This is a genomic window from Actinoplanes sp. NPDC049265 (assembly GCF_043197135.1).
In the GTDB taxonomy this organism is placed as follows: domain Bacteria; phylum Actinomycetota; class Actinomycetes; order Mycobacteriales; family Micromonosporaceae; genus Actinoplanes.
This window is the reverse complement of the sequence record NZ_JBICSP010000007.1, coordinates 370,781-382,996: the sequence shown is the minus strand read 5'-3', so window position 1 is coordinate 382,996 and position 12,216 is coordinate 370,781. Positions and strand designations below refer to the sequence as shown.

Annotated in this window: 11 protein-coding genes; 6 read left to right on the top strand and 5 right to left on the bottom strand. The window is 71.3% G+C overall.

Features of this window, described 5'->3' with window-relative positions:
• On the top strand, positions 1–371 hold a 371-nt coding region (locus ACGFIO_RS20290), incomplete at its 5' end, for a hypothetical protein (protein WP_392827807.1).
• Positions 372–498: 127 nt separating this feature from the next.
• Here ACGFIO_RS20290 and ACGFIO_RS20285 read toward each other — a convergent pair.
• On the bottom strand, positions 499–885 hold the full coding sequence (locus ACGFIO_RS20285; protein ID WP_392827806.1) for a hypothetical protein: 387 nt from the start codon (positions 883–885) through the stop codon (positions 499–501).
• A gap of 151 nt (positions 886–1,036) precedes the next feature.
• Complete coding sequence (locus ACGFIO_RS20280; protein WP_392827805.1) at positions 1,037–1,672, bottom strand: YitT family protein; 636 nt, start codon at positions 1,670–1,672, stop codon at positions 1,037–1,039.
• A gap of 59 nt (positions 1,673–1,731) precedes the next feature.
• Between ACGFIO_RS20280 and ACGFIO_RS20275 the strand changes: the two genes are divergently transcribed.
• Both ACGFIO_RS20275 and ACGFIO_RS20270 read left to right on the top strand, forming a co-directional pair.
• Entirely contained in the window at positions 1,732–3,186 is a 1,455-nt protein-coding gene (locus ACGFIO_RS20275; RefSeq protein WP_392827804.1) for a PLP-dependent aminotransferase family protein, read from the top strand.
• A 190-nt stretch (positions 3,187–3,376) separates the two neighbouring features.
• On the top strand, positions 3,377–4,537 hold the full coding sequence (locus ACGFIO_RS20270; protein ID WP_392827803.1) for an alpha/beta hydrolase family protein: 1,161 nt from the start codon (positions 3,377–3,379) through the stop codon (positions 4,535–4,537).
• A gap of 102 nt (positions 4,538–4,639) precedes the next feature.
• Here the strand turns inward: ACGFIO_RS20270 and ACGFIO_RS20265 are convergent, their stop codons facing one another.
• Positions 4,640–6,463: an AMP-dependent synthetase/ligase gene (locus ACGFIO_RS20265; protein WP_392827802.1), complete on the bottom strand. Its 1,824-nt coding sequence runs from the start codon at positions 6,461–6,463 to the stop codon at positions 4,640–4,642.
• 292 nt (positions 6,464–6,755) lie between these two features.
• Between ACGFIO_RS20265 and ACGFIO_RS20260 the strand changes: the two genes are divergently transcribed.
• Positions 6,756–7,436, top strand: a complete 681-nt coding sequence (locus ACGFIO_RS20260) for a PepSY domain-containing protein (protein WP_392827801.1) — start codon at positions 6,756–6,758, stop codon at positions 7,434–7,436.
• Positions 7,437–8,135: 699 nt separating this feature from the next.
• Here ACGFIO_RS20260 and ACGFIO_RS20255 read toward each other — a convergent pair.
• Both ACGFIO_RS20255 and ACGFIO_RS20250 read right to left on the bottom strand, forming a co-directional pair.
• Complete coding sequence (locus ACGFIO_RS20255; RefSeq protein ID WP_392827800.1) at positions 8,136–9,398, bottom strand: sensor histidine kinase; 1,263 nt, start codon at positions 9,396–9,398, stop codon at positions 8,136–8,138.
• Positions 9,395–10,090, bottom strand: a complete 696-nt coding sequence (locus ACGFIO_RS20250; protein ID WP_392827799.1) for a response regulator transcription factor — start codon at positions 10,088–10,090, stop codon at positions 9,395–9,397. The genes ACGFIO_RS20255 and ACGFIO_RS20250 overlap by 4 nt, the downstream gene beginning before the upstream one ends.
• A 102-nt stretch (positions 10,091–10,192) precedes the next feature.
• On the opposite strand from ACGFIO_RS20250, the gene ACGFIO_RS20245 reads away from it, so the two are divergent.
• Both ACGFIO_RS20245 and ACGFIO_RS20240 read left to right on the top strand, forming a co-directional pair.
• A complete protein-coding gene (locus ACGFIO_RS20245) occupies positions 10,193–10,633 on the top strand; it encodes a hypothetical protein (RefSeq protein WP_392827798.1) in 441 nt (146 codons plus the stop codon).
• A gap of 1 nt (position 10,634) precedes the next feature.
• On the top strand, positions 10,635–12,026 hold the full coding sequence (locus tag ACGFIO_RS20240; protein ID WP_392827797.1) for a PLP-dependent aminotransferase family protein: 1,392 nt from the start codon (positions 10,635–10,637) through the stop codon (positions 12,024–12,026).
• Positions 12,027–12,216: the final 190 nt, after the last annotated feature.

Here is a 12,216-nt window from a genome sequence, read left to right as displayed (position 1 = left end):
CCACGATCTCTGACGTCATTACTCACAGTGCCCATCCCGCCGACTCTCAAGTCCGGCGAATCGGGCCAGAAACACCGTTTCGGGTACAGCCCCGCCGCACCCAATGCGCGCCCGCTGCAGTGGTGACGCTCCGCCTTGGCCTCGGTTGTCGCGTGGCTGCCGCAGTGATCAATGGCTGGCTTCTGCTGTGGTTGGGTGTGTTCGTCGCAGTGGTGGCGCTCTGCCTTGGCCCGGTTTGCCGCGCGGCTGCCGCAGTGATCAATGCCTGGCCTCTGCCGTGGTTGGGCGTGTTCGTCGCAGTGGTGGCGCCCCGCCTTGGCCCGGATCGCCGCGCGGCCGGCGCAGCGATCACCGTCCAGCCCGCCGCTTGAGCCCGCCGTACTGGCATCGCCATGGAGCGCCACAGTCCGACGAACAGGCGTTACCAAACGGACGAACTGTGACCCCCGACGGCGAACGACTCACTCGCTCCGGGCTCGGTGCCGGTCGCTGTCGGGGTCAGCGGCCGTCGGCGAGTCGCAAGGAGTACTCGCGGACCGCTGCCGTGTAGGTCGGCTCGTCCAACGACCAGTCATGATCACCAGGCGTGCTGGATCGATTCAGCTGCGCCTGAAGAGTCAGCACCGCGGAGGACAAGCCACTGAACGGGCGGGTCCGCCACAGCTGCTCGCCCTCGGGAGCGACCTCGACCAGGTCGTCGTCGATCTTGAGAAGGCCGGCGCCGGCCAGGCGGCGGACCGAGTCCTGTAACTCGGCGCGGCTGGGGACGCTGTGGTGCAGGAAGTCAGCGGCGGCCAGAACGTCGGCCAGCGTCGCGCCGACCATCGGCAGGGCTGCGTGCATCGCGCGGTCGCGTTCCAGACGCTCGGCGATCACGACGGACACGAATATCCAAGCGTCGTTCCAATGCCAGTCCCCTGCCCCTGCCCCCATGTCGTCATGATGCCGTCTGGCCGCCTCGCCCGGAAGCGAATGTGTCGGGATGATCACCAAGCTGTGTCCCGGGTCTCGTCCGCCTCCGGACATTTCACCCGGTCTATTGAGGACGCGCCCCGACCGTCTCCTCCGCCACCACGCGGACCGTGCAGCGGGGGATGAAGAACTGCGCCAGCGGTCCGATGGCCAGCGCATACACCACCGTGCCGACGCCGACCGTGCCGCCGAGCAGGAAGCCGGTCCCCAGCACCAGAAGTTCGATCCCGGTGCGGATCACCCGCAACGACACCCTTGGGAACCGTTGGTGCAGCCCGGTCATCAGCCCGTCGCGCGGCCCCGGCCCGAGGCGGCTGCCGATGTAAAGCCCAGTCGCCAGGCCGTTGAGCAGCACACCCGCCGCCAGGAACGCGATGCGCAGCGGGAGTCCGCTCGCCGGCGGCAGCACGTAGAGGGCGGCATCGATGGCGAACCCGATCACGAAGATGTTCGCGATCGTCCCGAAACCGGGCTTCTGGCGCAGCGGGATCCACAGCAGCAGCACCACGGCGCCGATGATGATCACCACGGTGCCGATGCTCAGCCCCAGCGTGCGCGACAGGCCCTGGTGCAGTACGTCCCACGGGTTCAGGCCCAGCCCGGACTCCACCATCAGCGCCATGCTGACGCCGTAGAGGATCAGACCCACGAAGAGCTGGAGGGTACGCCGGACCAGCCGTCGGTTGCTCAGGACGCTCATGAGTGCCACTCTGGAGGCCAATTGTCGTCATCCCAAGAGCCAATTCGCCGGAGGTGGCTGTGACCAGCGCGGTAAGGGGTAGCCAATTGGCGCGCCTGCTCGGTCAGTGGCACTCATTGCCGGGCCGCCATCGAAGCCCCGACTATGCCGCGCTCGCCGGCGCCGTCCGCGGGCTCCTCTCCGACGGCCGGCTGGCGTTGGGCGTACGCCTCCCCGCCGAACGCGAACTGGCCGACGCGCTGGGCATCAGCCGCACCACCGTCACCGCCGCCTACCGAATGCTGCGGGAGACCGGTCACCTGACCAGCCGCCGTGGCGCCGGCAGTTGGACGACCCTGCCCACCGGCCACCGGATCGCCACCTCCGGGCTGTGGACGGCGGCCGACGACCCGGACATGATCGACCTCGGCGTGGCGGCGTCGGCTGCTCCGGTCGAGCTGATCACCGCCGCCCGTGCCGCCGCCGACGACCTGCCGCGCTACCTGGGCAGTGCCGGTTACCGTCCCACCGGTCTGCACGAACTGCGGGACGTGGTCGCGGCCGGTTACACCAGGCGCGGGGTGGCCACCACGGCCGAGCAGATCCTGATCACCAGTGGCACCCAGCAGGCTCTCGACCTGGTGCTCCGCCTCTCGTTGCCGGTCGGCGCCAACGTGCTGGTCGAATCGCCCACATATCCCAACGCGCTGGCCGCGCTGGCCGCCCGCCGGGCCCGGATCAGCACGCACGGTATGGACGCCGCCACCGGATGGGACGCCGAACTGCTGCTGGAGGCCATGCGCCAGACGAGGCCGCGACTGGCCTACGTGATCCCGGAATTCCAGAACCCGACCGGGCACCTGATGCCGGCCGACCTGCGCGAGCGCCTCGTCGCCGCGGCCCACGCGGGCGGGGTGGAGCTGGTCGCCGACGAGTCCTTCGTGGACCTGGCCTTGGACGACGACGAGATGCCGCCGCCGGTCGCCGTCTTCGACCGGCACTCGCGGGTGGTGTCGATCGGCGGGATGAGCAAGGCGTACTGGGGTGGGCTGAGGATCGGCTGGATCAGGGCGTCGGCCCCGCTCGTGCAACGTCTGGCCGCGCTCCGGGTCGGCGTGGACATGGGCAGCCCGGTGCTGGAGCAGCTCGTCGCCGTGCATCTGCTGGCCGATGCCGAGATGATCGTCAAAGCCCGTCGCCAGGAGCTGCGGGAGCGGCGCGCCGCGCTGGTCGCCGCCCTCGGCGAGCAACTGCCCGAGTGGCGCGTCACCGTGCCGCGCGGGGGCGTGATGCTCTGGGCCGAACTCGACGGCCCCATCTCCAGTGCGCTGGCGCGCGCGGCCGAGGACGTCGGTGTGCGGCTGGCGCCGGGCCCGCGGTTCGGCATCGACGGGACGCTGGAACGCTTCCTGCGGCTGCCCTTCGCGCGGCCCGCCGATGACCTGGCCGAGGCGATCCGGCGCATCGCCGCCGTACGCCATGATCTTGACCAGACCACCCGCCCCGCCTGGCGCACGCCCGCCGTGATCGCCTGACGCCGAGCCGTTTCTCATCCCCGTGATCAACGTGGCCTCCCTTCCGAGGCCGCCCATCATGCTTCGCCCGGATTGGCTACCGGTACTGACTAAAGTCATCGAATCGATTGACTTCCGTTCACTACCGGCTGCCACCGCCCCTTCCTAGGTTCGAACTCACCAAACCCGAGCGACCTGGGAGGTTCACCTCATGCCTGCGACATTGGCGGCGCCACACGGCGTCACACGCAGACTGCTTCATCGCCTGGCGGCCGTGGTGATGGCCGCCATCGTGGCGACCATCGGCCTGGCCCCTCCGGCGTTGGCGGACGCGCCGGCGATCGGTGAATTGGTGCTGCCCGCGCCGACCGGTCCGCACCCGGTCGGACGGGACGTGATGCACCTGGTCGATCCGGACCGCGCCGATCCCTGGGTGCCGGCCGAGCGGCGGGAGCTGATGGTCTCGGTGTGGTACCCGGCCGCGGTTGCGCGCGGCTCACGCGTTCCGTACGCGTCGGCCGAGGAATCGCGGCTGATGCTGGAGTTCGTCGGCCTCACGGAGGTGCCGCCGGATGCACTGACCCGGGTACGCACCCACGCACGTGACGGTGCACCGCTAATGCAAACCGGGCACCGCCTGCCCCTTGTCGTGCTGTCGCCCGGGTTCACCGATCCCCGCTGGATGCAGACGACTCTGGCGGAAGACCTGGCCAGTCGCGGCTACGTCGTGGTCGGCATCGACCATCCGCACGAGGGAGCGGTGGTCACGTTGCCCGGCGGGCGGGTGGTCCAGTGCGTCGAGTGCGACAAGACGCTTCCGGCCGCACAGGCTACCGCGAGCCGGGCGCGCGACATGGGCTTCGTGCTCGACCGGATGCTGACCGACCGCCGGTGGGGCCGGGTGGTGGACGCCCGGCGCGTGGCGGCCATCGGTCATTCGCGGGGCGGTGCGGCATCCCTGGTGCTGATGGAGAACGACCCGCGGGTTGTCGCCGGGCTCAACATGGACGGATCGGTCGTTCCGCCGCCCGGCCAGGATGTGCGGCGTCCGTTCCTGCTGCTGGGCGGGGGAGCGCACCCGCGGCCCAGTCCGACCGACCCCACCTGGGATCCGACCTGGGCACGCCTGACCGGCTGGGCTCGATGGCTCTACGTTCCAGATATGAGCCACCGCTCGTTCAGCGACGCGGCGGTGCTCGGCAAGTGGCTCGGTGTGGATACTCAGGCGCCGTCCGGCGAGCGGACCGTCGAGATCACCCGGGCTTACGTGGCGGCGTTTCTCGACATGCACCTGCGCCACCGGAGCGAGCCGCTGATGCAGGGGCCGTCCGCGGGCTTCCCCGAGGTCCAGTTCGCCGGCGTCACAGGCTGAGCCGACATGCGACCCGAAACGTCACGTGGCGCCCGCCCCAGTGGGGCGCGCGTGGCGTCTGCCCCGGTGGGATGGGCGCCACGCGTGGCGCAGGACGGTCAGTCAGATCTGGGCCAGCGACCCGGCGTACATCTTCTCGATCTGCTCGGCGAAGTTGGCCTCGACGCCGCGGCGCTTGATCTTCATGGACGGGGTGATCTCGCCGTCCTCGATGGTCAGGTCGCGCGGGAGGATGGCGAACCTCTTGACCGTCTCCCAGCGGTTGAGCTTGCCGTTCAGCTCCTCGACGTAGCCCGCGACCAGCTGCTCGATCTCCGGCGAGGAGACGATCTCGGTGTACGACTTGCCCGCGAGCGGACCGCCGGCGGCCCAGCCGACGATCGCGTCCTCGTCCAGGCTGATCAGCATCGTCACGAAGTTGCGGGCCTGGCCGATGACGACCGCCTGGGAGGTGTACGGGCAGACCGCCTTGAACATGCCCTCGATGTGGCTGGGGGCGATGTACTTGCCGCCGGAGGTCTTGACCAGATCCTTCTTGCGGTCGGTGATCTTCAGGTATCCGTCGGCGTCGAGCTCGCCGATGTCACCGGTGCGGAGGAAGCCGTCCTCGGTGAACGCCTCGGCGGTCTCCTGAGGGAGGTTGTGGTAGCCGCGCATCACCGGGGCACCGCGCAGCAGCACCTCGCCGTCCGAGTCGATCCGGCACTCGAGATCGCCGAGCGGCTCGCCGACCGTACCGATCCTGGTCCGGCCGCGCCGGTTGACGAAGTTGGCCGCGCTGCTCTCGGTGAGACCGTAACCCTCCTGGATCGGCAGGTTGGCGGCGGCGAAGAACTCGGCGATGTCCCGGCTCAGCGGGGCCGAACCGGAGACCAGCTTGCGCAACTGGCCGCCCAGCCGCTCCTGGATCTTGACGAAGACGAGCTTCTCGGCGAGGGCGTACCTCGCGCCCAGCAGGGCCGGCACCGGCTTGCCGGCCTGTTCCAGTGCCACCTTCTGCTTGCCGGTCGCCAGCGCCCAGTTGAAGATCTTGGCCTTCAGGCCGCCGGCGCCGAGGGCGGTCGTGACGGTGCGGTTGTAGACCTTCTCGAAGATGCGGGGAGCCGCGCACATCAGGGTCGGCTTCACTACCGCGAGCATGTCGACGAGCTTGTCGACGCGTCCGTCCACGTAGGTGGGTACGCCCACATGCACGACGCCACAGAGCAGCGTCTTGCCGAACGAGTGGGAGAGCGGGAGCCAGAGGTACTGGAGATCGGTCGACTCGAACAGGTTGCGGTCCTGCTGCGCGACGCCCTCCCAGGTCCAGCCGCTGTGCAGCAGCTCGACGCCCTTGGGTCGGCCGGTGGTGCCGGAGGTGTAGATGATCGTGGCGACGTTGTCCGGCCCGATCGTGTCGCAGATGTCCTGGATCAGGGTCGGCTGCTGGGCCAGTGCGGCGTTGCCGCGCTCCTCCAGCTCGGCCAGGGTGATCTGCGGCGGCTGCGCCCCGGCGTCGGCCAGGCCGTCGATGAGGACGACGTGCGCGACCGACGTCTCGGCGCCGGAGATCTTCAGCGCCTGTTGCGGGTTCTCGGCCACCAGCACCTTCGAGCCCGAGTCGGACACGATGTACGACGCGTCCTCCGGCTCCGTGGTGGGGTAAACAGTGGTGGTCGCACCGCCGGCGCAGTTGATGCCGAAGTCCACCAGCACCCACTCCAGCCGAGTGCCGGACAGGATGGCCACCCGGTCCTCCAGGCCGACCCCGAGCTCCCGCAACCCGGCCGCGATGGCCTTGACGCGCGAGCCCACCTGGGACCACGTCAGCCAGTTCATGGCGGTGTCATCGGCATTCGGCGTGGCGAAAGCCTTCGCGTTCGGCGTCGCGCTGACGCGCTGCAGGAACATGTCGGAGATCGACCGGTAGGGAACTTCTATTGCCATCGGGGCTCCGCCTTCTGCCGCTACACAAACGTGAATTCGGTGTTACCGAACCTTACGGACGGGGCGGGCGGGAGGCCAGTGAACGACCGCACCGAACGTGACCTGCACGACAATCCTATCCACAGGCGGGATGAGCGGCCGAGTGCCGCCCGGCCGGAGCGGAGGGCGGTGTCGCGGGCCCGTTCGCCGGGGGCGGTGCTTAACCGGGCCTTAGCGGTCGCACAGCGCGGCCATAGGGCGGATCAGGCGACGGTGGGTGTCATCAAGCACGCATCGCACCGGAGGTACTGCAATGAACAAGGTCCGTAAGGTCACCGCCATCGCCGCGGGTGCCGTCGCCGCTCTCGCTGTCGGCGGGGCCGCGCTCGCCGCCGGCGCCGATGACCCGACGCCGGAAGCCACCGGGTCGGTCTCGATGCTTCCCAACGGAGACGTCGTTCCGACGCCGTCGGACAGCGCCTCGCCGAGCCCGAGCGCGTCGGTGAACGACGCGCCGAGTACGGTACCGAGCTCCAGCAGCTCGTCCACCGGAGGTGCCACCTCGGCAGCCGGGATCAGCATCGACCGGGCCAAGGCGATCGCCGTCCGGGCGGCCGGAGGCGGTTGGGTCGAGAGCGTCGAGCGCGAGACCGAGCACGGCCGGGCCGTTTGGGACGTCGACGTGATCGTCAACGGCGTCGAGCACGACATCGACGTGGACCGGTCGACGGGAGCGGTCACCCGGCACCGGGTCAAGGGCGCCGACGTCAAGGGTCGCGGCTCCGACGACAACAGGCGCCCCGCCGCTGACGACAACGGTCGCCACGGCGCTGACGACAACGGTCGCCACGGCGTTGACGACAGGGGCCGGGACGACAAGGGCGGCCACGGCGGTAACGACAAGGCCGGCGATGACAAGGGCGGCCACGGCAACGACGACAAGGGTGGCGATGACCGCGGTGGCCGGCACGGTGGGCACGGTGCCGACGACTGATCTCTTCGCCTGATCGATTGGCCCGGCCAGCTGCTTCGCGCAGTCGGCCGGGCCATCGTCGTGTCTGCGGACGCCGCACCGGGGTTCGCTTGCTCGCAAGCGGCGGTGCGCGGTGGCGTGCGGGGTGCGCGGTGGCACGCGCGGTGCGCGGGTGTGCGGTGCGCGGGTGTGCGTTGCGTGGGGCGTGTAGTGCGTGGGGCGTGGGTGTGCAGGGCGTGCGGTGTGCGGGGCGTGCGGCGTGTAGTGCGTGGGGCGTGTAGTGCGCGTGCGCGGGGCGTGTAGTGCGTGGGGCGTGTAGTGCGCGTGCGCGGGGCGTGTAGTGCGTGGGGCGTGCAGTGCGCGTGCGCGGGGCGTGCGGTGTGCGGGGCGTGCGGGGCGTGGGGCGTGCAGTGCGCGGGGCGTGCAGAACGGCGGTGCCTAGCGCGCGATGCCACGGAGTTCGGTGGCGGTGGGCGCCGCGCTGCGGCGATGCGTGGTGCGAAGGCGTGGCGCGGGCGGGGGAGAGATGCGGGGTGGGGAGGGGGTTGGGGTGGGAGATCTGGCCGGGCCGGTCGCTACGGCCGGAAGGCGGCTACGGCCCGGGCCATGCAGTTGGTTCGATTGGATGGCGGGACTCTGGTGTGGGCGTACCCATCAAAGGAGAGAAACCATGCAGGGAGCGTAAGCATCACGCTGGGTCAAGGCGTCATACCGATTCGGCTATACCGCCAGCTCGAGCCGGACCACCGCGCCGCCTCCGGGCGCCGCCCCGAGCGACAGCGACCCGCCTCTCTCCTCCGCCGCCCGCCGGGCGATGTCCATGCCCAGACCGGTCGAGCCGCCCCCGGACGCCCCCCGCTCCAGCACGCCGGCGCCGGCGAAACCGGGGCCCTCGTCGGCCACCGTGAGGATCGCGCCTCCGCCGGGTCGCGCCGCCAGCGACACCGTGAACGCCGTGCCGTCGGGGGTGTGGGCGAAGACGTTGCCCAGCACCGCGTCCAGGGCCGCGGCCAGGTCGTCGGCGGGGACCGCGACTGGGAGAGGCGACGCGGGCAGGTCGCGGCGGACCTCGCGGTCGGTGTCCTCGGCCAGCACCGCCCAGAAGGCGACGCGCTCGGTGACCACCGCGGTGGCGTCGCAGCCGGTGACGGGGCGCTCCGAACCCCGGCGGCGGGCCTGCTGGATCACGGCCGTGACGGCGCGTTCGATGTCGTCGGCGGCCGCCGCCAGGCGGGACGACTCGTCGGGGTCGCGCAGGGCCTCGGCCTCCAGGCGCAGCGCGGTCAGCGGGGTGCGCAGGCGGTGCGACAGGTCGGCGACCTGCTCGCGTTCCTCGCGCAGCAGGTCCAGGATGCGGGCGGCCAGATGGTTGAGCGCGCCCGCCACCTCGCGGACCTCGGGTGGGCCGGCCGGGTCGGCGCGGGCCGTCAGCTCGGCGCGGGCCAGGCGGTGGGAGACCTGCGACAGGTTGGTGATGGGGGCGACGATGGTACGGGCCATCCGGTCCGCCACCAGCAGGCCGACCGCGATCAGGGCGAGGCCCAGCGCCGCCAGCACCAGCCAGGCCCGGGTCACGCCACGGGTCTGCTCGGCGTCGGGCACCACCGCCCGCACCACCCACGTGCCGGTCGAACCCGAGACGGGGACCACGATCTCCGTGCCGGCGGCCGTGTCCACGGTCAGCGACTCGTTCGTGCGCTGGGACAGCCGCACCGCCACCGTGGCCACACTCTGCTCGCCGATCGGTCGGGCGCCGCCGGGCGGGAAGACGCTCACCGGCAGGTTCTGGGCGTCCACCGCGCCCTGCAGCTGGTTGTTGTCGCTGGTGCCGATCAGCGGGACCAGCGCCTGGATGACATCCGTGGCGCGGCTCAACGCGCGGTCGGCGGCCACCTGTCGCACCAGCAACGCCACCGGTACCAGGAAGGCGAGCAGCACCAGCACCGTCGTCGCGGCGACCAGCAGAGTGAGGCGTCGCCTCATGAGGGAGCGCCCGAAGGGGCGGACAGCCGGATCCCGACGCCTCGGACGGTGTGCAGGTAGCGCGGTTCCTGGGCCGTCTCGCCGAGCTTGCGGCGCAGCCACGACATGTGCACGTCGACCGTCTTGTCGGCGCCGCCGTACGGCACCTGCCACACCTCGCTGAGCAGCTCCCGCTTGGTCACCACCTGCCCGGCGCGGGCGGCCAGATGGTGCAGCAGATCGAACTCGCGCGGGGTCAGGTCGAGGGCCGCGCCGTCCAGGGTGGCGGTGCGGGCGCCGGGGTCGATGTGCAGGCCACCGACAGTGATCGTGCTCGGCTCGGCCCGCTCGCCGGGGCCCCGGCGCAGCACCGCGCGGACCCGGGCGTCGAGCTGCGCGGCGGTGAACGGCTTGACCACGTAGTCGTCGGCCCCGGCGTCCAGCACCTTGACGATCTCGGCCTCGTCGTCGCGGGCGGTCGCCACGATCACCGGCACCTGGCTGACCGCCCGGAGCATCCGCAGCAGCTCCTTGCCGTCCAGGTCGGGCAGGCCGAGGTCGAGCACGACCAGGTCGGGGCGTTCGGCCAGGGCGGTCTGCAGGCCGTCCATCGCGGTGTGCGAGGAGGCCACGGCATGACCTCGGTCGCGCAGGGAGCGGAGCAGATTGGTACGGATGGCAGCGTCGTCCTCGATCAGCAGCAGGTGGGCCACGGCTGAACGCTATCGGCTGCCGCCCGTACCGTTGCTCTTCTTAACTCTCCTTTAGTGCGCGCGGGGCACAGTCTTAGCGTCCGGCCGGGCATAGTCGTGGGCATGACGACACAGCGACTGATCATCGCCGCCGGCTGGCTGGCCGCGGCCGTGCTGGCCGTGCTGGTGGGTGTGGTCGCGATCAGTGTCATCGGCGACGGGCTGGTGAGCTCGGCGGGGCGGCCGCTGGCCGAGTCCGAGGTGGCCAAGAGGCTGGCGGCCGAGCCGGACCCGACCCCGTCCGTGTCGGCGGAGCCCACCAGGGAACCGGCGCCGGCGGGCGGGTCGAAAACCCGGCGCACGCCCGGCGGCACCGTGACCGCGCAGTGCACGAGCGGTGAGGCCGTCCTGCACCTGGCGCCGGCGCTGGGCTTCGAGGTGCACGAGGTCCACGGCGCCGAGGGGGAGTTCCGCAGCGTCTCCGACAACCACGACCGGGTCAAGGTGCGGGTCAGCTGCGCCGGCGGCGCCCCGGAGATCTCGGTCGAGCACGAGCAGCGCTGACGTGGACCTGGTGATCAGCCTGGACGGCTCGGGGGAGAAGTCGGTCCGGGTCTACCGGGCGTTGCGCGCGGCCATCGAGGACGGCCGCCTGCCCGCGGGTCACCGGCTGCCGGCCAGCCGGGTCTTCGCCGCCGAGCTGGGGGTGGCCCGGGGGAGTGTGGCGGCGGCGTACGAGCGGCTGGTCGCCGAGGGCTACCTGACCGCCCGGGTCGGCCGGGGCACGTTCGTGGCGCCGGTCCGCACCGGCAGCCGGCCCCGCCGGGCGTCCGGCGACCCGCTGCGACCGCGGGCCGGCTGGGATCTGCGGCCGCTGCCGGTGAGCTCGGACGAGGCCAAGCCGCGCTACGACTTCCGCACCGGCATCCCGGACGCCCAGCTGTTCCCGTTCGACACCTGGCGGCGGCTGGTCGCGGCCGAGGTGCGGCTGCGCGCGAACAGCCCGGGCACGTACGCGGACCCGGCCGGCCAGCCCGCCCTGCGTGCCGCGATCGCCCGCTACCTGGGCGTGTCCCGGTCGATCGGGGTGACGCCGGCCGACGTGCTGGTCACCAACGGCACCCAGCAGGCGCTCGACCTGATCGCCCGGGTGCTGGTCCGGCCGGGTGACGTGGTGGCCGTCGAGGAGCCGGGCTATCCGCCGGCGCGGCGGCTGTTCGGCTCGCTCGGCGCCCGGGTGGCCGGCGTGCCGGTCGATGAGGAAGGGCTGGTCGTCGGCGCGCTCCCGGACCGGGCCCGGTTGGTCTACGCCACGCCGTCGCATCAGTTCCCGCTGGGCCGGCCGATGAGCCTGGCCCGCCGCCACGCGTTGATCGACTGGGCCCGGCGGCGGCCGGCGGCGATCGTGGAGGACGACTACGACTCAGAGTTCCGGTTCAGTTCGAGACCGTTGGAGCCGTTGTACGCGCTGGGCCCGGAACGCGTCCTCTATGTCGGCACCTTCTCCAAGACCATGCTGCCGACCGTGCGCACCGGCTTCGTCCTGGTGCCCCCGTCGCTGCGTGAGGCGCTGGTGGCGGCCCGCCAGGTGACCGACGGTTTCGGTCCGGCCGCCGTGCAGGCGGCGCTGGCCCGGTTCATCGAGGACGGCGAGCTGGCCCGGCACGTCCGGCGGGCGACCCGGTCGTACGCGGTCCGCCACGCCGCCATCGTCGCCCGCCTGTCCGACATGTCACAGCTGAACGTCGTCCCGTCGGCGGCCGGCCTGCACGTGACCGCGTTCCTCGCCGACGGGGACTCCGCGCCTGTCGTCGCCGCGGCCGCGCGAGCCGGCGTCGCCGTGGACGACCTGGGGATCTATTCGGAAACTCGTACGCCCGGCTTCGTCTTCGGGTTCGGCGCGGTCGACCCGGCGCTGATCGACGAGGGCCTGCATCGCTTCCGGATGGTCCTTTAGTACCACGGACGAAAGGGCAGGATCCGACGATCGAAGGTCGTTCCCCGTTTCCCGGTCGGCGAGTCTGGAGAAGATCCGCCCGGACGACATCGAGGAGTGTGAGTCATGAGTGAGAACCGGTGGCACGTCATCCCGCAGACCCGCGGCTGGAGCGCGCTGTACCTCGTCATCGGCCTGGCCTTCCTCGGGA

What these genes read in the sequence shown, in the direction of transcription:
- ACGFIO_RS20260 (WP_392827801.1), top strand. Translation starts at nt 6,756, where the DNA reads ATGAACAAGGTCCGTAAGGTCACCGCCATCGCCGCGGGTGCCGTCGCC.
- ACGFIO_RS20280 (WP_392827805.1), bottom strand. Translation starts at nt 1,672, where the DNA reads ATGAGCGTCCTGAGCAACCGACGGCTGGTCCGGCGTACCCTCCAGCTC.
- ACGFIO_RS20255 (WP_392827800.1), bottom strand. Translation starts at nt 9,398, where the DNA reads ATGAGGCGACGCCTCACTCTGCTGGTCGCCGCGACGACGGTGCTGGTG.
- ACGFIO_RS20265 (WP_392827802.1), bottom strand. Translation starts at nt 6,463, where the DNA reads ATGGCAATAGAAGTTCCCTACCGGTCGATCTCCGACATGTTCCTGCAG.
- ACGFIO_RS20270 (WP_392827803.1), top strand. Translation starts at nt 3,377, where the DNA reads ATGCCTGCGACATTGGCGGCGCCACACGGCGTCACACGCAGACTGCTT.
- ACGFIO_RS20245 (WP_392827798.1), top strand. Translation starts at nt 10,193, where the DNA reads ATGACGACACAGCGACTGATCATCGCCGCCGGCTGGCTGGCCGCGGCC.